Annotated in this window: 16 protein-coding genes, 1 tRNA gene and 2 pseudogenes; 5 read left to right on the top strand and 14 right to left on the bottom strand. The window is 63.3% G+C overall.

Going from position 1 to position 21,172, the window contains the following annotated elements:
• The coding region (locus DEM25_RS18015) for a hypothetical protein (RefSeq protein ID WP_210210102.1) at nt 1–193 on the top strand (193 nt) is incomplete at its 5' end.
• Here DEM25_RS18015 and fusA read toward each other — a convergent pair.
• The 3 genes from fusA to rpsL form a co-directional block, all read right to left on the bottom strand.
• Complete coding sequence (gene fusA, locus DEM25_RS03670; protein ID WP_109769366.1) at nt 139–2,229, bottom strand: elongation factor G; 2,091 nt, start codon at nt 2,227–2,229, stop codon at nt 139–141. The genes DEM25_RS18015 and fusA overlap by 55 nt on opposite strands.
• 31 nt (nt 2,230–2,260) lie before the next feature.
• On the bottom strand, nt 2,261–2,731 hold the full coding sequence (gene rpsG, locus DEM25_RS03665; RefSeq protein WP_109769367.1) for a 30S ribosomal protein S7: 471 nt from the start codon (nt 2,729–2,731) through the stop codon (nt 2,261–2,263).
• Nucleotides 2,732–2,822: 91 nt separating this feature from the next.
• Nucleotides 2,823–3,194, bottom strand: a complete 372-nt coding sequence (gene rpsL, locus DEM25_RS03660; protein ID WP_109769368.1) for a 30S ribosomal protein S12 — start codon at nt 3,192–3,194, stop codon at nt 2,823–2,825.
• A gap of 389 nt (nt 3,195–3,583) precedes the next feature.
• Between rpsL and DEM25_RS03655 the strand changes: the two are divergent.
• The 4 genes and pseudogenes from DEM25_RS03655 to DEM25_RS03640 all read left to right on the top strand — a co-directional run.
• Nucleotides 3,584–3,865, top strand: a pseudogene (locus tag DEM25_RS03655) (transcriptional regulator); the annotation flags it as partial.
• Nucleotides 3,866–4,021: 156 nt separating this feature from the next.
• Nucleotides 4,022–4,681 carry a hypothetical protein gene (locus tag DEM25_RS03650; protein ID WP_109769369.1) on the top strand — a complete coding sequence of 220 codons (660 nt, stop codon included), beginning with the start codon at nt 4,022–4,024 and terminating at the stop codon, nt 4,679–4,681.
• 2 nt (nt 4,682–4,683) lie between these two features.
• Nucleotides 4,684–5,103, top strand: a complete 420-nt coding sequence (yidD, locus tag DEM25_RS03645) for a membrane protein insertion efficiency factor YidD (protein WP_109769370.1) — start codon at nt 4,684–4,686, stop codon at nt 5,101–5,103.
• Nucleotides 5,104–5,260: 157 nt separating this feature from the next.
• Complete coding sequence (locus DEM25_RS03640; protein WP_109769371.1) at nt 5,261–6,337, top strand: NAD(P)-dependent alcohol dehydrogenase; 1,077 nt, start codon at nt 5,261–5,263, stop codon at nt 6,335–6,337.
• Between the two features lie 88 nt (nt 6,338–6,425).
• Here DEM25_RS03640 and DEM25_RS03635 read toward each other — a convergent pair.
• From DEM25_RS03635 to DEM25_RS18010, 11 genes and pseudogenes are all read right to left on the bottom strand, one after another.
• Nucleotides 6,426–10,554, bottom strand: a pseudogene (locus tag DEM25_RS03635) (DNA-directed RNA polymerase subunit beta').
• Between the two features lie 121 nt (nt 10,555–10,675).
• Nucleotides 10,676–14,818 (bottom strand): DNA-directed RNA polymerase subunit beta, encoded by a 4,143-nt coding sequence (rpoB, locus tag DEM25_RS03630; protein ID WP_109769373.1) that lies wholly within the window; start codon nt 14,816–14,818, stop codon nt 10,676–10,678.
• 337 nt (nt 14,819–15,155) lie between these two features.
• Nucleotides 15,156–15,536, bottom strand: coding sequence for a 50S ribosomal protein L7/L12 (gene rplL / locus DEM25_RS03625; RefSeq protein WP_109769375.1), 381 nt, complete (start codon nt 15,534–15,536; stop codon nt 15,156–15,158).
• A gap of 60 nt (nt 15,537–15,596) precedes the next feature.
• Nucleotides 15,597–16,115: a 50S ribosomal protein L10 gene (rplJ, locus tag DEM25_RS03620; protein ID WP_109769376.1), complete on the bottom strand. Its 519-nt coding sequence runs from the start codon at nt 16,113–16,115 to the stop codon at nt 15,597–15,599.
• Between the two features lie 338 nt (nt 16,116–16,453).
• Entirely contained in the window at nt 16,454–17,155 is a 702-nt protein-coding gene (gene rplA / locus DEM25_RS03615; protein ID WP_109769377.1) for a 50S ribosomal protein L1, read from the bottom strand.
• A 2-nt stretch (nt 17,156–17,157) separates the two neighbouring features.
• Nucleotides 17,158–17,586 (bottom strand): 50S ribosomal protein L11, encoded by a 429-nt coding sequence (gene rplK, locus DEM25_RS03610; protein ID WP_109769378.1) that lies wholly within the window; start codon nt 17,584–17,586, stop codon nt 17,158–17,160.
• Nucleotides 17,587–17,735: 149 nt separating this feature from the next.
• Entirely contained in the window at nt 17,736–18,266 is a 531-nt protein-coding gene (nusG, locus tag DEM25_RS03605) for a transcription termination/antitermination protein NusG (RefSeq protein WP_109769382.1), read from the bottom strand.
• A gap of 34 nt (nt 18,267–18,300) precedes the next feature.
• Nucleotides 18,301–18,498 carry a preprotein translocase subunit SecE gene (gene secE / locus DEM25_RS03600; protein ID WP_109769379.1) on the bottom strand — a complete coding sequence of 66 codons (198 nt, stop codon included), beginning with the start codon at nt 18,496–18,498 and terminating at the stop codon, nt 18,301–18,303.
• Between the two features lie 259 nt (nt 18,499–18,757).
• Nucleotides 18,758–18,833 (bottom strand) — tRNA-Trp (locus DEM25_RS03595).
• Between the two features lie 120 nt (nt 18,834–18,953).
• Nucleotides 18,954–19,331 (bottom strand): OmpA family protein, encoded by a 378-nt coding sequence (locus tag DEM25_RS18475; RefSeq protein ID WP_439650647.1) that lies wholly within the window; start codon nt 19,329–19,331, stop codon nt 18,954–18,956.
• A 1,657-nt stretch (nt 19,332–20,988) separates the two neighbouring features.
• Nucleotides 20,989–21,172, bottom strand: a 184-nt coding sequence (locus DEM25_RS18010) for a hypothetical protein (protein WP_210210101.1), incomplete at its 5' end; no start/stop codon positions are given.

Here is a 21,172-nt window from a genome sequence, read left to right as displayed (position 1 = left end):
GGTCAACGTGACCAATCGTGCCAATGTTCACATGCGGCTTGTTGCGCTCAAACTTTTCCTTGGCCATTTTCTACTCCATCTGCGCCCCGAAGGGCCTGTAGCTGTCTTTGTTCACGCCGGCATGCCGGCCGATTGCGATCAGGCGAATTTCGCCTGGATTTCCTGGGCCACGGCCTGCGGCACGGGCTCGTAATGGTCGAAATGCATGGTGTACTGCGCCCGTCCCTGGCTCATCGAGCGCAGCGAGTTGACGTAGCCGAACATGTTGGCGAGCGGCACCATGGCGCTGATCACCGTATCGACGCCGCGCGTCTCGGTGCCGGCGATCTGGCCGCGCCGCGAGTTCAGGTCGCCGATCACGTCGCCCATATAATCCTCGGGGGTGACGACCTCGACCTTCATGATCGGCTCGAGCAGCTGGGCGCCGGCCTTCTGGGCGCCTTCGCGGAATGCCGCGCGGGCGGCGATCTCGAAGGCCAGGACCGAGGAGTCGACGTCGTGATAGGCGCCGTCCATCAGCGTTGCCTTGACGCCGAGCATCGGGAAGCCGGCGACCGGACCGGAGTCCATGACCGACTGGATGCCCTTCTCGACGCCCGGAATGTATTCCTTGGGCACGTTGCCGCCGACGATCTTGCTTTCGAACGCGAAATCCTCGCCCTCTTCGTTCGGCTCGAAGACGATCTTGACGCGCGCGAACTGGCCTGAGCCGCCCGACTGTTTCTTGTGGGTGTAGTCGATCTCGGCCTGGCGGGTGATGGTCTCACGATAGGCCACCTGCGGCGCGCCGATATTGGCCTCGACCTTGAACTCGCGCTTCATGCGGTCGACGATGATGTCCAGGTGCAACTCGCCCATGCCCGAAATGATGGTCTGGCCGCTTTCCTCGTCGGACTTGACGCGGAAGGAGGGATCCTCGGCGGCGAGACGGTTCAGCGCCAGGCCCATCTTCTCCTGGTCGCCCTTGGTCTTGGGCTCGACGGCGATCGAGATCACCGGTTCGGGGAATTCCATGCGCTCCAGGATCACCGGCTTGAGCGGATCGCAGAGCGTGTCGCCGGTGGTGGTTTCCTTCAGGCCCGCAATCGCGACGATGTCGCCGGCGAACGCTTCCTTGATGTCCTCGCGGCTGTTGGAATGCATCTGCAGCATGCGGCCGATGCGCTCGCGCTTGCCCTTGACCGTGTTCATCAGCGACACGCCGGTTTCCAGCTTGCCCGAATAGATGCGGCAGAAGGTGAGCGAGCCGACGAACGGGTCGTTCATGATCTTGAATGCCAGCATGGAGAGCGGCTCGTCGTCGGACGATTTGCGCACGGTCTCCTCTTCGGTCTTGGCATCGATGCCCTTGATGGCCGGCACTTCCAGAGGGCTCGGCAGGAAATCGACCACCGCATCAAGAAGCGGCTGTACGCCCTTGTTCTTGAAGGCCGAGCCGCAGAAGACCGGGAAAAACTGTACGGCACACGTGCCCTTGCGGATCAGGCTGCGGATCGTGTCATTGTCCGGCTCGTTGCCTTCCAGGTACGCTTCCATCGCATCGTCGTCCATCTCGACGACGGTCTCGATCAGCTTCTCGCGGAACTCCTGCGCGCGGTCGGCAAGGTCGGCGGGGATATCGACGATATCCCATTCTGCACCCAGGTTCTCGGACTTCCAGACCAGCGCCTTCATTTCGATCAGGTCGACGACGCCGGCAAAGTCGTTCTCGGCGCCGATCGGCAGCTGCATGACGACCGGCTGGGCGCCCAGGCGCTCCCTGATCATCTCGACCGAGCGATAGAAGTCGGCGCCGATCTTGTCCATCTTGTTGACGAAGACCATGCGCGGGACGTTGTACTTGTTGGCCTGGCGCCAGACGGTCTCGGTCTGCGGCTCCACACCGGCATTGGCGTCCAGCAGCGCGATGGCACCGTCCAGCACGCGCAGCGAACGCTCGACCTCGATCGTGAAATCGACGTGTCCGGGCGTGTCGATGATGTTGAAGCGGCGCTTCTTGCCGTCGCGGCCTTCCCAGAAAGTGGTGGTCGCAGCCGACGTGATCGTGATGCCGCGCTCCTGCTCCTGCTCCATCCAGTCCATGGTCGCGGCGCCGTCATGCACTTCACCGATCTTGTGCGACTTTCCCGTGTAGAACAGGATGCGCTCGGTGGTCGTGGTCTTGCCGGCGTCGATATGCGCCATGATACCGAAGTTGCGGTAGTCTTTGAGTTCGTATTCGCGGGCCATGGGAGGGAGCCTTGTTCCGTAGAGCGGGGTGTTACCAGCGATAGTGCGAGAAGGCGCGGTTGGCTTCGGCCATCTTGTGCGTGTCTTCACGCTTCTTGACGGCCGTTCCGCGGTTGTTGGCGGCGTCCATGAGTTCGCCCGACAGGCGATCGACCATGGTGGTTTCGTTGCGCTTGCGGGCCGCCGCGATCATCCAGCGGATCGCCAGCGCCTGACGGCGCTCGGGGCGCACATCGACCGGCACCTGATAGGTGGCGCCGCCGACACGGCGCGAGCGCACTTCGACGGCAGGCGCGACATTCTCAAGCGCGGCGTGGAAAACCTCGACCGGCTCCTGGCTGGTCTTTTCGGCAATGTTGTCGAACGCGCCGTAGACGATCCGCTCGGCGACGGACTTCTTGCCGTCGAACATGATGGCGTTCATGAACTTGGAAACCACCAGATCGCCGAATTTGGGATCGGGGTTGATTTCACGTTTTTCTGCTCTGTGGCGACGGGACATTTCGGTGTCTCAATCTTGTCGGTACAATTCGGTCTGTTGACTGGACCCCGGATCGTCGCTGCCGCTTCGTCCGGGGTAACCTTCGTTCAGATCACTTCGGACGCTTGGCGCCGTATTTCGAGCGGCGCTGCTTGCGGTTCTTGACGCCTTGCGTGTCGAGCACGCCGCGCAGGATGTGATAGCGCACGCCCGGCAAATCCTTGACGCGGCCGCCGCGGATCATGACCACCGAGTGCTCCTGCAAATTGTGGCCTTCACCCGGAATGTAGCCGATGACCTCAAAGCCATTGGTCAGGCGAACCTTGGCGACCTTGCGCAGCGCCGAGTTCGGCTTTTTGGGCGTCGTCGTATAGACGCGCGTGCACACGCCGCGCTTTTGCGGGTTGGCCTGCAGGGCCGGAACCTTGTTGCGCTTGACCGGAGCCGTGCGGGGCTTTCGGATCAACTGGTTGACTGTGGGCATCAAGCCGTCCTTCTTCGTCCATCGCGCTTGCGCGCTCGCATTTCGATCATCCGTGCAAACAGAGAAGGGCAATCCCGCTCTTTGCGGATTGCCCGTGCGATACAGAGGAAGCGGAACGCTTCGTGTGTTCGGTTCGGTTTGCGCCGTATGATGAGCCGTGTTTGGAGCGTTATGTCTGGCGCAAGCAAGCGCCGACGCCGATGCTCCACATCGACTCGTTGGCCGCTATGTACTGTCGGTCCCGCCCCGCGTCAACAGGCCCGGCCCCGGTTTTTGGCGATTTTTGCCTCTGTTGGCGCCATTGGGTGCGCATGGGCTTTACCGCGCGGCGGCAGCCATGCGAGGACGAAGGCGATCGCCCTGCCCCAATCCAGCATGAAGGCCGTCCGATGGCAGACACACCGACCGACATGGAGGCCGAGGCCGCCGTCTACATTCTCATCGGCCGCGTCTGGCTCGACAAGAACGAGCCGGAGATACAGGTGCACATCCTGCTGACGGCGCCCGACGACGACACGGCCATCCGCGAGGCGCTCAATGCGCTGGCCGAGGACGGCTATGAAGAGGCCGAGTTCGACCAGATCGGAACGCTGACCGGCATGCCGGACGAAGAGCCGCACGCTTCGGCCTATCAGGGCGCAACCGAAGGGGAAGTGGCGATCGTCACCTTCGTCGACGAGAACGCGCCCTGGACCGACGCGCCCGACGATGACGGCGAGGATGCGGACAATGTCCACCCGTTCGAAGCGCTCAAGGGGTGGAAGGGGGACGCCTAGACAAGCAAACTCAATCGGATAGCATTCATACGGGTTTGGCGGGGGGGCATCATGTCAGGCGAGAAGACGGGCGTTATCGAATATTCGAAGCTGAAGTCGATCAAGTTGAAATCCGGCTTCATATTCAAACGGCGCCGCGATCCGTCCGAAGATCTCGATGCCGAGATCAGACATTTCTGTTCGGAACAGCGCCCGCGCTTCAACTCGATCGTCGCGTCCACCTTCGATCTCCCCGACGACGGTTTCACCAAGTTCGAGTTCATCTGGACGCCCAAGCGGGCGCGCATCGTCTCCGGCGGATCGGACTATATCGACACGACGAAGGTGGCCTTCCGTTCGGAGGCCGACATCACGCTTTTGTATCTGAAGGAACGCTCGCTGATCCTGTTCAACACCAAATACCGTTTTGCCGTCACCGAACCGGGTTGCGGCGGCAACGGTACGATCTTCCATACCGGCGGAACCAATTTCACGCTCGAGGAAATCTATTTCAACAAGATCACGACGGTCGGCGCCTATCACAATGAGGAAATCTTCAAGGTCGTCAGTCCGGGCTGCGGCGGCGGAACCGAGACCAATTACACGGTGATGAAGGATGGCTTTGTGATCCGCGCGGGCGAATCTTTCCGCATCGTGGCATCGGAAGATGCCACCGACGAGTTGCGGGACGCCCGGCAGCTGATCAACCAGAAGATATCGACGTCGAACTGACGATGATGGCGCTCGGCGCCGTGGCGGCGTGCTACGCGCTCGTCGTCCTGGCCACGATTTCCTATCGGGCATGGGTGCTGACATCGTCAGGCACCCGCGCGATGGCCTATAGCCGACTGAGCGTGCGCTGGGCCTGGGACTCCGATCTTGTCGAGTTCCACGACGTTCAACTGACGGCCGCAGATCGCTATTGGATCGCCAAACCACACAAGCTCGTGCCGATCTTCGGGATCGTCACTTATCAGTGCGCCACGCGTCTGGTTCCGGGCCGCTTTCGCTGCCCACAGGAGCCGAACTGCTCCAACTACGCCATCGGCTTGATCCGCCGACATCCGATCTTCACGGCCCTTCGCCGCGCCAGCCGACGCGTGCGCGCATGCGGTGCGCATTCCGGCGGTCCGCACTTTGCCGACGACGACTGATCGCCGCGCCGACCCATCCCGCTCTTGCGGTCGGGACGCGTCTTGCCGGTTCGACGAACGCTCTGATCGAAGTCAATGCAGCCAAACCGATCTTGGTTTCTGATTGCAGAGCCGGCGCCAACTGCGCCCGCCATGTTCGTTTTCAGGGGAGGAGCCAATGAGCAGCATGATGAAGGCGGCCATATTCATTGAACCGGGGCGGATCGAACTGGACGAAAAGCCTGTTCCCGATGTTGGGCCGAACGATGCGCTGATCAGGACGACCACGACGACGATTTGCGGCACCGACGTGCATATCCTGAAGGGCGAATACCCGGTCGCCAAGGGGCTGACGATCGGCCATGAACCGGTCGGCATCATCGAGAAGCTGGGCTCCAATGTGGAGGGTTACACCGAGGGCCAGCGCGTCATCGCCGGCGCGATCTGCCCGTCGGGTCATTCCTATGCCTGTCTTGACGGGCTGCATTCGCAGGACGGCCAGTGCGGCAAGCATGGCCTGAAGCCGCTCGGCGGCTGGCGGTTCGGCAACACGATCGACGGGACCCAGGCCGAATATGTGCTGGTGCCCGATGCGATGGCCAACCTGTCTCCGGTGCCGGATCTTCTGACCGACGAACAGGTGCTGATGTGTCCGGATATCATGTCGACCGGTTTTGCCGGCGCCGAAAGCGGCCAGATCCGGATCGGCGATACGGTCGCGGTCTTCGCGCAAGGTCCGATCGGGCTGTGCGCGACCGCCGGCGCCAAGCTGAAGGGCGCAACGAACATCATCGTCGTCGATCAGGTCCCCGCGCGGCTGGAGATCGCCAGGAAGATGGGCGCCGACCATGTCATCGACTTCAGCAAGGTCGATCCTGTCGCCGAGATCATGCGGATCACCGACGATCGCGGCGTGGACGTATCGATCGAGGCGCTCGGTCTTCAGGAAACCTTCGAGGCCTGCCTGCGCGTGCTCAAGCCGGGCGGTACGCTGTCGAGCCTGGGCGTCTACTCGACCGATCTGACGCTGCCGCTGGATGCATTCGGCGCGGGGCTCGGCGACAACAAGATCGTCACCTCGCTTTGCCCCGGCGGCAAGGAGCGCATGCGCCGGCTGATGAACGTCATCGAAAGCGGCCGCGTCGATCTGGAGCCCCTGGTGACGCACCGCTACAAGCTCGATAACATCGTGGAAGCCTATGATCTGTTCGCCAACCAGCGCGACGGCGTGCTGAAGATCGCCATTACGCCATAGCCCCCCGCACGACGGGACAAGCGGCCATGAAAAAAGCCGGGGCATCGCTGCCCCGGCTCTGTCATTCGATGATGGACCACGCCCTGCCCTACTCGGCTGCCGGCGCTTCCTCGCCTTCGCGCATGTCGGCGAGCATCGCATCGGCAGCTTCCGCGTCGGCCTGCTTGCGGCGCTCTTCGATGATCAGATCGTCGCGCGCGGTGGCGATGCGGCGGATCTCGTTCATCGCGCCACCGGTGCCCGCCGGAATCAGGCGACCGACGATGACGTTTTCCTTCAGGCCCTGCAGCGTGTCGATCTTGCCGGCGATCGAGGCCTCGGTCAGCACCTTGGTGGTCTCCTGGAAGGAAGCCGCCGAGATGAAGGACGGTGTCTGCAGCGACGCCTTGGTGATGCCGAGCAGAACGGGATCGCCGCTGGCGGGCTGCTTGCCTTCCTCGACCAGCCGTTCATTGACATCCTCGAGCTCGATCCGATCGACGCTGTCGCCGGCGATATAGCCCGAATCGCCAGGCTCGGTGATCTCGACCTTCTGCAGCATCTGGCGAACGATCACCTCGATGTGCTTGTCGTTGATCACCACGCCCTGCAGCCGGTAGACCTCCTGGATTTCGTTGACGAGGTAGGAGGCGAGCGCCTCCACGCCGCGCACGGCCAGGATGTCGTGCGGTGCCGGGTTGCCGTCGAGGATGTAGTCGCCCTTCTCGATCGGGTCGCCATCCTGCAGGTGGAAGGGCCGCGACTTCGGAATAAGATATTCCGCGGGCTCGACGCCTTCCTCGGCCGGCTCGATCGAGATGCGGCGCTTGTTCTTGTAATCGCGCCCGAAGCGGATCGTGCCGTCGATCTCGGCGATGACCGCGTGATCCTTGGGACGGCGCGCCTCGAACAGTTCGGCCACCCGCGGCAGACCGCCGGTGATGTCCTTGGTCTTGGCGCTTTCCATCGGAATACGCGCGATCACGTCGCCCGGCTTGACCTTGGCGCCCGGCTCGACCGACAGGACCGCATCGACCGAGAGCAGGAACTTGGCGTCGCCGCCGCGTGCCAGCTTGGCCACTTCGCCGTCCTTGCCGAGAATTGCCATCGCCGGCTTGAGGTCGGCGCCGCGCGGGTTGGACCGCCAGTCGATGACCTCGCGCTTGGTGATGCCGGTATTCTCGTCGGCCGATTCCTGAATCGAGATGCCGTCGACGAGATCTTCGAACGAAACGGTGCCCTCGACCTCGGTCATGATGGGACGGGTATAGGGGTCCCATTCGGCGAGGCGCTGTCCGCGCTTGATCCGGTCGCCGTCATCGACCATCAGCTTGGAGCCGTAGGTCAGCTTGTGCGTCGCCCGCTCCTCGCCCTTCTCGTCCTTGATGATGACGGCCATGTTGCGTCCCATGGCGATCAGATTGCCGTTGGAATCGCGCACGATGTTGCGGTTCTTGATCTCGACCACGCCATCGTAGGACGCCTCGACGAACGAAGTGTCGACCACCTGCGCCGTGCCGCCCATGTGGAAGGTCCGCATGGTGAGCTGGGTGCCCGGCTCGCCGATCGACTGGGCCGCGATCACGCCGACCGCCTCGCCATGGTTGACGGGCGTTCCGCGCGCCAGATCGCGGCCATAACAGACCGCGCACACGCCGGACTGCATCTCGCAGGTCAGCGCCGAGCGGATCTTGATCGCCTGGATACCGGCTGCCTCGATGGCGTCGACATCGGGCTCGGAGACCATCGAACCGGCCTTCACCAGCACCTCGTCGGTCTTCAGGTTGACGACATCTTCCAGCACCGTACGGCCCAGCACACGCTGTCCGAGCGTTGCCACCACCTGACCGGCGTCGACGATGGGCGTCATGGTCAGGCCCTTGTCGGTGCCGCAATCGTCGGCGGTGATGATGCAGTCCTGCGCGACATCGACCAGACGACGCGTCAGATAGCCCGAGTTCGCAGTCTTCAGGGCGGTGTCGGCCAGACCCTTGCGGGCACCGTGGGTCGAGTTGAAGTACTCGTTCACGGTCAGGCCTTCCTTGAAGTTGGAGATGATCGGCGTCTCGATGATCTCGCCCGACGGTTTCGCCATCAGGCCGCGCATGCCGGCGAGCTGCTTCATCTGGCGGGTGGAGCCGCGCGCGCCGGATCGGGCCATCATGTAGATGGAGTTCATCTGCTTCTGGCGGCCGCTCTCCTCGAACTGCACCGCCTGAATGCCGGCCATCGTCTCTTCGGTGAGACGATCGTCGCAGCGCGCCCAGGCGTCGACCACCTTGTTGTACTTCTCGCCGAAGGTGATCAGGCCGTCATTGTACTGCTGTTCGTACTCCTTGACGATCTTGTCGGTCTCCTCGACGATCTTGGCCTTGCTCTCGGGGATGACCATGTCGTCCTTGCCGAACGAGATGCCGGCGGTGCAGGCGTGCTTGAAGCCGAGCGCCATGATGCGGTCGGCGAAGATCACCGTCTCCTTCTGGCCGCAGTGGCGATAGACCACGTCGATCATCTTGGAGATGTTCTTCTTGGTCATCTCGGTGTTGCAGATGTCGAACGGCACCTTGACGTTCTTGGGCAGCAATTCGCCGATGATCATCCGGCCCGGCGTGGTCTCGTGCAGTTCCCACACATCGTTGCCGTCCGCATCGACCGTCTTGAAGCGGCCCTTGATCTTGGTGTGCAGCGTCACGACCTTGTTTTCGAGGGCATGGTGCAACTCGCCCATGTCGGCGAACACCATCCCCTCGCCCGGCTCTTTCTCGNGGGTGCAGGATGTTGTTGGTCGACATCATCAGGACGCGCGCTTCCAGCTGCGCTTCCAGCGACAGCGGGACGTGAACGGCCATCTGGTCGCCGTCGAAGTCGGCGTTGAAGGCGGTGCAGACCAGCGGGTGAAGCTGGATCGCCTTGCCCTCGATGAGGACCGGCTCGAACGCCTGGATGCCAAGCCGGTGCAGCGTCGGCGCGCGGTTGAGCAGCACGGGATGCTCGCGGATCACTTCATCCAGGATGTCCCAGACTTCCGGCTTTTCCTTCTCGACCAGCTTCTTGGCCTGCTTGACGGTGGACGAATAGCCCTTGGCGTCGAGGCGCGCATAGATGAACGGCTTGAACAGTTCGAGCGCCATCTTCTTGGGCAGGCCGCACTGGTGCAGCTTGAGTTCCGGACCGGTGACGATCACCGAACGGCCGGAATAATCGACGCGCTTGCCCAGAAGGTTCTGGCGGAAACGGCCCTGCTTGCCCTTGAGCATGTCGCTGAGCGACTTCAGCGGACGCTTGTTGGCGCCGGTGATGACGCGGCCGCGGCGGCCATTGTCGAACAGCGCATCGACCGATTCCTGCAGCATCCGCTTTTCGTTGCGGATGATGATGCCCGGCGCGCGCAGTTCCATCAGCCGCTTGAGACGGTTGTTGCGGTTGATCACGCGGCGATAGAGATCGTTGAGGTCCGACGTCGCGAAGCGGCCGCCATCGAGCGGCACCAGCGGACGCAGGTCCGGCGGGATCACCGGAATGGTCTTCATGATCATCCATTCGGGACGGTTGCCCGAATCGATGAAGTTCTCGACCACCTTGAGCCGTTTCATCAGCTTCTTGGTCTTGAGTTCGGACGAGGTGGCATCGAGTTCCTCGCGCAGATCGACCGCGGTCTTGGGCAGGTCGATCGAGGCCAAAAGCTCCTGGATCGCCTCGGCGCCGATCATGGCGGTGAACTGGTCCTCGCCAAATTCCTCGGCGGCCATCATATACTCTTCCTCGCTCAGGAGCTGCTGCTCCTGGAGCGTGGTCAGGCCGGGCTCGGTGACGATGTAGTTCTCGAAGTAAAGAACCCGCTCGATGTCCTTGAGCGTCATGTCGAGCAGCGTCGCGATGCGGCTCGGCAGCGACTTGAGGAACCAGATATGGGCGACGGGCGCGGCCAGTTCGATATGGCCCATGCGCTCGCGGCGCACGCGCGACAGCGTGACCTCGACACCGCATTTCTCGCAGATGATGCCCTTGTACTTCATCCGCTTGTACTTGCCGCACAGGCACTCATAATCCTTGATCGGACCGAAGATGCGCGCGCAGAACAGGCCGTCACGCTCGGGCTTGAACGTGCGGTAGTTGATCGTTTCGGGCTTTTTGATCTCGCCGAACGACCAGGACAGGATCTTTTCCGGGCTCGCGATCGAGATCCGGATGGAGTCGAAATTCTGTGAAGTGGCCTGAGGATTGAAGAGATTGGCGATCTCTTGGTTCATGCCGGTCTCCTTTGCGGGCTGACGCCCTTTCAGTGTGGTGGCAGGTCAGCCACCGGAATGTCGCGAAAGGCGGCGGCCGGCGCTGGCGCCGGCCACGCATGTTTCGGGTCTATTCGGCCGCGTCGGGCAGCGCTTCCTGGGTGTCGTCGGCCACAGGACGGGTCGAGGACAGCTCCACGTTCAGGCCCAGCGAGCGCATTTCCTTGACGAGCACGTTGAAGCTCTCGGGAATGCCCGCCTCGAACGTGTCGTCGCCGCGCACGATGGCCTCGTAGACCTTGGTGCGGCCGGCCACGTCGTCCGACTTGACGGTCAGCATCTCCTGCAGCGTGTAGGCGGCGCCATAGGCTTCCAGCGCCCAGACCTCCATCTCGCCGAAGCGCTGGCCGCCGAACTGCGCCTTGCCGCCCAGCGGCTGCTGGGTGACGAGCGAGTACGGGCCGATTGAGCGGGCGTGGATCTTGTCGTCGACAAGGTGATGGAGTTTGAGCATGTAGATGTAGCCCACCGTCACCTGCCGGTCGAACGCTTCGCCCGTGCGGCCGTCATAAAGGGTCGACTGACCGCTGTCCTCAAGCCCCGCCTTTTCCAGCATGGCGTTGATCTCGGGCTCGATCGCCCCGTCGAAGACCGGGGTCGCGATCGTCACGCCGTTGGCGAACTGTTCGCCGACCTTGAGCACGCTTTCATCGTCCATCTTGCGCACCGGCTCGTTCCGGTTGTTGTCCGGAATGATGTCTTCGAGCGTCGCGCGCAGCGGCTTGATGTCGCCCGCCTCGCGGTAGGCTTCCAGCATCTCGCCGATCTTCCGGCCCATGCCGGCGCAGGCCCAGCCCAGATGGGTTTCCAGGATCTGGCCGACATTCATGCGCGACGGCACGCCGAGCGGGTTCAGCACGATATCGACATGCTGGCCGTCTTCGAGGAACGGCATGTCCTCGTTGGGCAGGATGCGCGAGACGACACCCTTGTTGCCGTGGCGGCCGGCCATCTTGTCGCCGGGCTGGATCTTGCGCTTGACGGCGACGAAGACCTTGACGGTCTTCATCACGCCCGGAGGCATCTCGTCGCCGCGCTGGACCTTTTCGACCTTGTCCATGAAGCGCTGCTCGAGCTGCTTCTTGGTCTCGTCATACTGGTTGCGCAGCTGCTCCAGGCCGTCCTGGCGCTTCTCGTCGGCAACCGCGAACTGCCACCAGTTGGACCGCGGATAGCTGTCCAGAACCTGCTGGTCGATCTTGGTGCCTTTCTTGAAGCCCTTGGGCCCGGCGATCGCCTCGTTGCCCGTGAGCATGTCGGCGAGGCGGCCATAGGTGTTGCGGTCGAGGATCGACTGCTCGTCGTCGCGGTCTTTTGCGAGACGTTCGATCTCCTCGCGCTCGATCGCCATGGCGCGCTCGTCCTTTTCGACGCCGTGGCGGTTGAAGACGCGCACCTCGACGACCGTGCCGAAGCCGCCGGGCGGCATCCGCATGGAGGTGTCGCGCACGTCGGACGCCTTTTCGCCGAAGATGGCGCGCAGCAGCTTTTCTTCCGGCGTCATCGGGCTTTCGCCCTTCGGCGTGATCTTGCCGACGAGGATGTCGCCGGGGCCGACTTCGGCGCCGATATAGACGATGCCGGCTTCGTCGAGGTTCTTGAGCGCCTCTTCCGACACGTTCGGAATGTCGCGCGTGATCTCCTCCGGGCCGAGCTTGGTGTCGCGGGCGTTGACCTCATACTCCTCGAGGTGGATCGAGGTGAAGACGTCATCGCGCACGACGCGCTCGGACAGAAGGATCGAATCCTCGTAGTTGTAGCCGTTCCAGGGCATGAACGCGACGAGCACGTTGCGGCCCAGCGCCAGATCGCCCAGGTCCGTCGAGGGACCGTCGGCGATGATATCGCCCTTTTCGATCCGGTCGCCGACCTTCACCAGCGGGCGCTGGTTGATACAGGTCGACTGGTTGGAGCGCTGGAACTTCTGCAGCCTGTAGATGTCGACGCCCGGCTCGCCCGGATCGAGCTCTTCCGTTGCGCGGATGACGATGCGCATCGCATCGACCTGGTCGACGATGCCTGAACGGCGCGCGGCAATGGCGGCACCCGAATCGCGGGCGACGATCGCCTCCATGCCGGTGCCGACATAGGGCGCTTCGGCGCGCACCAGCGGCACCGCCTGACGCTGCATGTTCGAGCCCATCAGGGCGCGGTTGGCATCGTCGTTCTCGAGGAACGGGATCAGCGCGGCGGCGACCGACACGAGCTGCTTGGGCGAAACGTCCATCAGATCGACCGTTTCGCGCGGCGTCATCATCACGTCGCCGGCATGGCGGACGATGACGAATTCGCTCGTCAGTTCGCCATTGTCGCCGATCTCGGCATTGGCCTGGGCAACGTGGTGCTTGGCCTCTTCCATGGCCGACAGATAGACGACCTCGTCGGTCACCTTGCCTTCGACAACCTTGCGGTACGGGCTTTCGATGAAGCCGTACTTGTTGACGCGGGCGAAGGTGGCCAGCGAATTGATCAGGCCGATGTTCGGGCCTTCGGGCGTCTCGATCGGGCAGATCCGGCCATAGTGGGTCGGGTGCACGTCGCGCACTTCAAAGCCCGCGCGCTCGCGGGTCAGACCGCCCGGCCCCAGAGCCGACAGGCGACGCTTGTGGGTGATCTCGGAAAGCGGGTTGGTCTGGTCCATGAACTGCGAAAGCTGCGAGGAACCGAAGAATTCGCGGACGGCGGCGGCCGCCGGCTTGGCGTTGATCAGGTCCTGCGGCATCACGGTGTCGATGTCGATCGAGGACATGCGTTCCTTGATCGCCCGCTCCATGCGCAAAAGGCCGACGCGATACTGGTTTTCCATCAGTTCGCCGACCGAGCGCACGCGCCGGTTGCCCAGATTGTCGATGTCGTCGACTTCGCCATTGCCGTCGCGAAGCTGCAGCAGCGTGCGCACGACCTCGACGATGTCTTCCTTGCGCACGGTGCGCACGGTGTCCTCGGCATCGAGGCCGAGACGCATGTTCATCTTGACGCGGCCGACTGCCGACAGATCGTAGCGTTCGGAATCGAAGAACAGCGACTGGAACATGGCTTCCGCCGTTTCCATGGTCGGCGGCTCGCCCGGACGCATGACGCGGTAGATGTCGAACAGCGCGTCCTGGCGCGTCTCGTTCTTGTCGACGGCCAGCGTTGAGCGGATGTAGGGGCCGACATTGACGTGGTCGATGTCGAGCACCGGGAAGCTGGTCTGGCCGCTCTCGATGAGCACGGCAAGCGTCTTCTCGTCGATCTCGTCGCCGGCTTCGAGGTAGATCTCGCCGGTTTCGGGATTGACGATGTCCTCGGCCAGATAGGAGCCGTACAGCTCCTCATCGGTCGCCTTGAGCGCCTTGATGCCCTTTTCGGCGAGCTGCTTGACGGTGCGCGCTGTCACCTTCTTGCCGGCTTCGACGACGACCTCGCCCGAATCCGCATCGATCAGGTCGACGGCGGGCTTGGTGCCTTTCAGGCTGTCGGCGTTGAACGGAATGCGCCAGGCTTCGCCGTCGCGCTCATAGGTGACGAAGTCGTAGTAGGTCGACAGGATTTCCTCGGCATCCATGCCGAGCGCCATCAGCAGCGAGGTGACCGGGATCTTGCGGCGCCGGTCGATGCGCGCATGCACGACATCCTTGGCATCGAACTCGATATCGAGCCACGATCCGCGATAGGGGATGACGCGGGCGGCGAACAGAAGCTTGCCCGACGAGTGGGTCTTGCCCTTGTCGTGATCGAAGAAGACGCCAGGCGAGCGGTGCATCTGCGAGACGATCACGCGCTCGGTGCCGTTGACGATGAAGGTGCCGTTGGACGTCATCAGCGGCATTTCGCCCATATAGACGTCCTGCTCCTTGATGTCCTTGACCGACTTGGCGCCGGTGTCCTCGTCGATATCGAAGACGATCAGGCGCAGCGTCACCTTGAGCGGCGCCGAATAGGTCAGGTCGCGCTGGCGGCATTCCTCGACGTCGAACTTGGGCGCCTCATAGTCGTAGCGCACGAAATCGAGCTGTGCGGTACCGGCAAAATCCTTGATCGGGAAAACCGACTTGAAGGCGGCCTGCAGGCCTTCGTCCGGACGCCCGCCCTCGGGCTCGTCCATCATCAGGAACTGATCGTAGGAGGCCTTCTGCACCTCGATCAGGTTGGGCATTTCGGCGACGTCGGGAATGTCACCGAAGAACTTGCGTACGCGTCTACGACCGTTGAAAGTCATGGTCTGAGCCATTGCCGCTCCTCGTCTTCTCGCCCGGGCCGGGCGGTCGGGGTCCATGCCGGGCAGTCACCACACCGCGCCCGGCCAATCGGTTGGCAGAAGACCCATGCGCCCGGTCCTCCAGCCTGAAGCCGCCTTGCTGATCCGGGGATCGATCAAAGCAGCTCGATTTCCTTGTCTTCGCGCTCTCGAACCGCGAAACCGGTTCCCGGTTTCGCCGAGAGCGCTCTGAAACGGTTAAAACCCGTTTCCGGAAACCTGTCCGACAGGCTTCGGGAAAAGGGTTCACGCACTCCAGACAAGGCAAGGTGCGGGCGCGCCGAAACGCGCCCGCGCAAGCCTTGAACGCTTACTTCATCGCCGCCTTGGCGCCGGCTTCTTCAAGCTTCTTGACGATTTCCTCGGCTTCGCCCTTGGAAATGCCTTCCTTGACCGGCTTGGGAGCGCCCTCGACCAGGTCCTTGGCTTCCTTCAGGCCCAGACCGGTAATCGTGCGGACTTCCTTGATGACGTTGATCTTCTTGTCGCCGGCGGCTTCCAGGATGACGTCGAATTCATCCTTTTCCTCGACCGGAGCGGCTTCGGCGGCACCGGCGCCGCCAGCGGCTGCAACGGCAACCGGAGCGGCGGCGGAAACGCCCCACTTCTCTTCGAGCATCTTGGAAAGCTCGGCGGCTTCCATGACGGTCAGCGACGACAGGTCTTCTGCGATTTTGGCGAGATCAGCCATTTTTCATCTTCCTTCGGATTTTGGTTCGAACAATCGGTGTTGACGGTTTGAAAGACAGCCTCACGCTGCCTCGTCCTTCCGGGCATAGGCCCCGAACACGCGGGCGAGCTGTGCCGCCGGCGCGCTGGTGACCTGGGCGATGCGCGATGCCGGCGTCTGGATCATGCCGACCAGCTTCGCACGCAGCTCGTCGAGCGAGGGCAGTTCGGCCAGAGCCTTCACGCCATTCGCATCGAGAACCGTGGCGCCAAGCGAACCGCCCAGGACGACGAGCTTGTCGTTGCCCTTGGCAAAAGCGCTTGCCACCTTGGGAGCCGTTACCGGATCTTCGGCATAGGCAATCAGCGTCTGACCCGAAAAAAGGTCCGACATGCCTTCGGCTTCCGTGCCCTGAAGAGCGATTTTTGCAAGGCGGTTCTTCGCAACCTTCACGGTTCCGCCCGCATTGCGCATCTGGGTGCGAAAATCACCCATCTCCGCGACGGTCAGACCCGTGTAGTGGGCCACCACCACCGAACCGGACTGTTTGAAGACCGAGTTCAGCTGGGTGACGAATTCGCGTTTTTCCGCTCTTTCCACTTCGTCTCTCCGTTTAGCGATGAACGGCGCATGCGCCCTCACCGCGGTTTGCCTTTGCCGCCTCCGGAACGGATCCCGAAAGCGACGCTCGAGGATCCTGTCCCCTTACGCCGACGCGAACAGGCCGCGCGCGGCACAAGGCAATACGGTTCGAACCTTCATCCGCCCACTCGGGGCCTTTGAACGCTCTTACCCGTCTCATGCAGGCCCATATCGAATTAAGGCGAGCCGCCTGCAATCTCGGACAGGGACCGGTTTCCCGGCCATCCACGCCCCTGTCGGGGCATGGAATTCTTCTGGTGAGCCGGCGTGTTAGCCGCGCTGGCTCACAATTGGATTCACTCGGCGGCCGAAAGGCTCGCCGGATCGACCTTGACGCCCGCGCCCATGGTCGAGGAAATCGCCACGCGCTTGACATAGGTGCCCTTGGCGCCGGACGGCTTGGCCTTCTGCACCGCATCGGCAAACGCACGCACATTTTCGGCGATCGCCTTTTCGTCGAACGAGGCCTTGCCGACACCGGCATGGACGATGCCGGCCTTTTCGACACGGAACTCGACGGCACCGCCCTTGGAGGCCTTCACCGCTGCGGCAACATCCGGGGTCACGGTGCCGACCTTGGGGTTCGGCATCAGGCCGCGCGGGCCGAGTACCTTGCCGAGGCGGCCGACCAGCGGCATCATGTCGGGCGTTGCGATGCAGCGGTCGAACTCGATCTGACCGCCCTGCACCGCTTCCACCAGTTCCTCGGCGCCGACAATGTCGGCACCGGCGGCCTTGGCTTCCTCGGCCTTGTCGCCGCGTGCGAACACGGCCACCTTGACCGAACGGCCGGTGCCGTTGGGCAGGTTGACGACCCCGCGAACCATCTGGTCGGCGTGGCGCGGATCGACACCGAGGTTCATGGCGACTTCGATGGTCTCGTCGAACTTGGCCGTGGCGCGCTCCTTGACCTTGCCCACGGCTTCTTCGAGCGGCAGGATCGCGTTGGCGTCGAGGCCCTCACGCAGGGCCTTGGTGCGTTTTCCGAGCTTTGCCATGATCAGCCCTCCACCTTCAGGCCCATCGCGCGGGCGGAGCCCTCGATCTGGCGCATGGCCGCTTCGATATCGGCGGCGTTGAGATCCTTCATCTTGGTCTCGGCGATTTCCTTGACCTTGTCGCGGCTGATCGTTCCGGCGCTGACCTTGCCCGGCTCCTTGGAGCCCGACTTGAGGTTGGCGGCCTTTTTGAGAAGGTACGATGCCGGCGGGGTCTTGGTTTTGAACGTGAACGACTTGTCCTGATAGTAGGTGATGGTCGTCGGGATCGGCGCGTTCTTTTCCATCTCCTGCGTGGCGGCATTGAACGCCTTGCAGAATTCCATGATGTTGATGCCACGCTGACCGAGCGCCGGCCCGATGGGCGGCGACGGGTTGGCGGCACCGGCGGGGACCTGCAACTTGAGCAGACCTGCAACTTTCTTGGCCATTGATGTCGTCTTTCATTTCCAGGCCGGCGTCACCCGGCGGTTGAGACGTTGGCGGTCCGACCGATGACACCCGGCTCAGGTGCCCCGCATCTCCCGCCTTTTCGGCCAGTCCCCGGAAACCCGATGGTCCCGCAAACCAGCTATCCGGATCAGCCCTTTTCGACCATTCCGAATTCCAGATCGACCGGGGTGGCCCGGCCGAAAATCGAAACCTCCACCTTCAGGCGCGAGCGTTCCTCGTCGACTTCCTGAACGATGCCGTTGAACGAGGCGAAAGAGCCTTCGGTCACGCGCACGCTCTCGCCGACCTCGAACGACACGGACGGCTTGGGGTGATCGACACCCTCCTGGATCTGGCCCAGGATCTGCTCGGCTTCCTTGTCGGAGATCGGCACGGGCTTCTGGTCCGAGCCCAGAAAGCCGGTTACTTTCGGCGTGTTCTTGATCAGGTGGTAGACATCGTCGGTGAGCTGCGCGCGCACCATCACATAGCCGGGGAAGAACTTGCGTTCGGCATCGACCTTGCGGCCCTTGCGGATCTCGATGACCTTCTCGACAGGCACCAGGATCTGCTCGAACTTGTCCCAAAGGCCCTTGGCCTTGGCGTTCTCCTCGATCGCTTCGGCCACCTTCTTTTCGAAGTTGGAGTAGGCGTGAACAATGTACCAGCGCGCCGTCATCAGCGTCGGAACCACCCGTGTTCGTGTGTCGTTGTTATCGTGCCGGACCGAAGATCAGATCGAACACCCAGGAGTAGATCTGATCGACGGTGAAGAAGAACAGGGCGGCGATCACCACCATGATCAGCACCATGATCGTCGAGATCAGGGTTTCGCGCCGCGACGGCCAAGTCACCTTGGCTGTTTCCGCGCGCACCTGCTGGATAAAGGTGAACGGATTGGTCCGTGCCATGCCTTAAGTCCGGTCCGATGCGGCGATTGCGCCCGCGCCGCATTCCCTTGCTCTGTCACGGGCGCCTTGTCCGACGAACGCAAGAAACACGCGCTGCCGATGTGAGGACCCGTATTGTTTGTGAAAGCGCATCCCGCCCGCAAGGGCAATACCAGCGCGAGGCTGCATCTAGCGGCGATTCGAGGCGAGATCAAGGGCTGCGGGCAAAAAAGTCAGCCGCGACGAAGGCCGCCGGGCGGATTGCCGCCCGCGGTGACGATGGCAGGGGCACACGGGCTCGAACCGTGGACCTTCGGTTTTGGAGACCGACGCTCTACCAACTGAGCTATACCCCTTGACGTGACCGGTCTGATAATCGCGGTTGGTCGGCAGCGCAAGTGGCATCTTGCGCAACCTTCCACCCGGACCGGCGGGCCGGCATGGCGGCGCGCGGACGCACCGCCGCGCAGAACCGTTTACTGCGCTCCCGCCCTGCGGATCAACGGCGTGATGCGGCGGACCGCCGCGCGCCGGTTTTCGGCCACATCGCCTTCTCTCGCCACCTTGAGGTAGCGCTCGCCATAGCCCTGGGTGATCATGTTCTCCGGCGGCACGTCGAAATATTCGGTCAGGGCCAGCGCGACGCTTTCCGCTCTCCGGTCCGACAGCGCCAGATTGTAGGCCGCTCCTCCCACCGTATCGGTATGGCCCTCGATCAGGAAAATCTCGTCCGGGTCGTCGGCGATCAGATCGGCCATGGCACGGCCGAGCGCTGTCAGCTCCCGCGCCTCGGAAGGCGGAATGGCCGCCGAACCTGTCTCGAAATTGATGGCATCGAGATCGATGCGCGGCATCAATTGACGCAGTTCGCGCAGATCGCGCACCTGCTGCAGCGAAAACGTCCGGTCGATGACCGGCTCGTCTTCGGCGAACACCTGGCGCACCGCGTTCGGATCGACCGCATCCCGGTACTCGATCACGACCGGACGCCGGGACGGCAGCGGGATCGTCGCCAGATCGACGGGCTGCGCGTCGCGCTCATCGATCAGAACGATCCGTTGGCCGTCGGGAAAGACCCGCGCGCGGTACAGTATGACGCNCAAAGGTGCGGGTCCGCACCTGCGTGCCCGGCCGGCGCAGCAACTGGTTCTCGTCTCGCAACACGACCAGTTCACCGTCGCGCTCGATGACGACGCGATCGCCGCGCCGTTCGACGACCCGGTCGGCATCGTCGATCAGCATGCCGATGGCAACGCCGGCGCCGACGCCCAGGATCGTGCGCAGCAGTTCGTCCGTGCTCTGATCGACGGTCTCCGGCGCGGCGTCCTGATCGCTGGTCCGCGCGGTTTGCTCGGTCACGGTCTGGGTCTGGACATCGGCGTCCGTTTCCGCCGCGCCGGATGCCCCGGCGTCGGGTTCGGTCGCCTGCAGCGCTTCGGAGGCCATCTGGGACTGGCGGCGTTCGGCACGGCGTTCCGCCCGGGCGGCTTCATCGACCGGGTTTGCCTCGGCGTCCGCGGCCGCGGCCGGCGACGCATCGGCGCCGGTTTCGGTTTCGGCGGGTGCATCTTCGGCAAGCGCATCGTCGGCTTGCGTCGTTTCGGTCTGTTCGGCGCCTGGCTCGGTCTCAATGACCGCATCTGCCTCGCTCTCCGCCTGCACCGGTGCGGCCGCGTCATCACCGGGCGTTTCGCCGGCGGCTTCCTCCATCGCCGCATCCAACGCGTCCGAGGCGGCCGGCGTTTCCGTTTCGGGCGCGGCGCCGACTTGCGGCTCCATCCCGGCTGCGGCATCGCTTGGCGTTTCGGTCTCGCTTTCGACGATAGTTTCAGTGGCCGGAGCGGGTACGGCGTCCTCGACGATTTCCTGCCCGGCTGCTTCACCGTCCTCTACCGCTTCCATCGCCTGATCGAGCTCGTCAGTGGGGGGCACCTGGGCCGCCGGCGTCTCGGCATCGGTTTGGGCGCTCGTTTCGGTCTGGATTGGCGCTTCGGCGTCCGGCTCGGCGACCGCCTCTTCAATGGCCTGCTCGCCATCGGTTGCGGCGGCATCCGCCTGTGTCTCGGCCTGGGGAACCGGATCGACGGCCGCATCCGCGGCGGGCTCTTCGACCTGCACCGCCGCCTCGCCTTCGGTCTCAGCCGGCACCTCCGCAGCGGGCGACTCGCCGGCCTGGGCTTGCCCGCCAAGCGCGGCGCGCACGCGCTGCTCGGCCTCGGACGGTTCGACGCCGGTGACGTCGGCGACGATCTGCGCGGCCGCACCGACTTCGGCCTCCGTGGCGGGCGGACAATTGTCCCGCTCCTCGATGACGCAATCGGCCAGCGACCTGGCGGCGTCCTGCTGCGCGTGCGCAGTGCCGGCCATGCCGCCTCCGATCATCGTGCACAAGCCGATCGCGGTCGTCGCCTTCATCCATCGTTTTGTCATTGGTGTCGTCTCCGTTGGTCGCCCTTCAGGAGACCAACGGCTGGCAAGCGCCTATGTTCCCGCACCATCGCCTGGCGGCGATCACGAATGACGAAGCCCGGTTACGTGCGACGACGGCACTTGCAGGCGGTGGATACGAAAATGGCCGCTCGCGCGGCCATTTTGCAGTCTATGGTTGCCTTCGGCGCTTGCGGCATCCGCAAGATCATCTTCGCCCTGGCGCGTTCGCGGACGGAAAGCCGGTGTCCACTTTTCCTGCGAACGC

Origin of the sequence: Oceaniradius stylonematis (genome assembly GCF_003149475.2) — a bacterium.
Lineage (GTDB): Bacteria > Pseudomonadota > Alphaproteobacteria > Rhizobiales > Rhizobiaceae > Roseitalea > Roseitalea stylonematis.
The sequence above is the reverse complement of the archived record's forward strand: the minus strand, read 5'-3'. Positions and strand labels throughout refer to the sequence as shown.

Bases quoted from the DNA above. Each gene is read 5' to 3' on its own strand.
- rpsL (WP_109769368.1), bottom strand. From the start codon at position 3,194: ATGCCCACAGTCAACCAGTTGATCCGAAAGCCCCGCACGGCTCCGGTC.
- rpoB (WP_109769373.1), bottom strand. From the start codon at position 14,818: ATGGCTCAGACCATGACTTTCAACGGTCGTAGACGCGTACGCAAGTTC.
- rplA (WP_109769377.1), bottom strand. From the start codon at position 17,155: ATGGCAAAGCTCGGAAAACGCACCAAGGCCCTGCGTGAGGGCCTCGAC.
- fusA (WP_109769366.1), bottom strand. From the start codon at position 2,229: ATGGCCCGCGAATACGAACTCAAAGACTACCGCAACTTCGGTATCATG.
- rpsG (WP_109769367.1), bottom strand. From the start codon at position 2,731: ATGTCCCGTCGCCACAGAGCAGAAAAACGTGAAATCAACCCCGATCCC.
- DEM25_RS03640 (WP_109769371.1), top strand. From the start codon at position 5,261: ATGAGCAGCATGATGAAGGCGGCCATATTCATTGAACCGGGGCGGATC.
- secE (WP_109769379.1), bottom strand. From the start codon at position 18,498: ATGGCACGGACCAATCCGTTCACCTTTATCCAGCAGGTGCGCGCGGAA.
- rplL (WP_109769375.1), bottom strand. From the start codon at position 15,536: ATGGCTGATCTCGCCAAAATCGCAGAAGACCTGTCGTCGCTGACCGTC.
- nusG (WP_109769382.1), bottom strand. From the start codon at position 18,266: ATGACGGCGCGCTGGTACATTGTTCACGCCTACTCCAACTTCGAAAAG.
- DEM25_RS18475 (WP_439650647.1), bottom strand. From the start codon at position 19,331: ATGCCGCGCATCGATCTCGATGCCATCAATTTCGAGACAGGTTCGGCG.
- rplK (WP_109769378.1), bottom strand. From the start codon at position 17,586: ATGGCCAAGAAAGTTGCAGGTCTGCTCAAGTTGCAGGTCCCCGCCGGT.
- yidD (WP_109769370.1), top strand. From the start codon at position 4,684: ATGATGGCGCTCGGCGCCGTGGCGGCGTGCTACGCGCTCGTCGTCCTG.
- DEM25_RS03650 (WP_109769369.1), top strand. From the start codon at position 4,022: ATGTCAGGCGAGAAGACGGGCGTTATCGAATATTCGAAGCTGAAGTCG.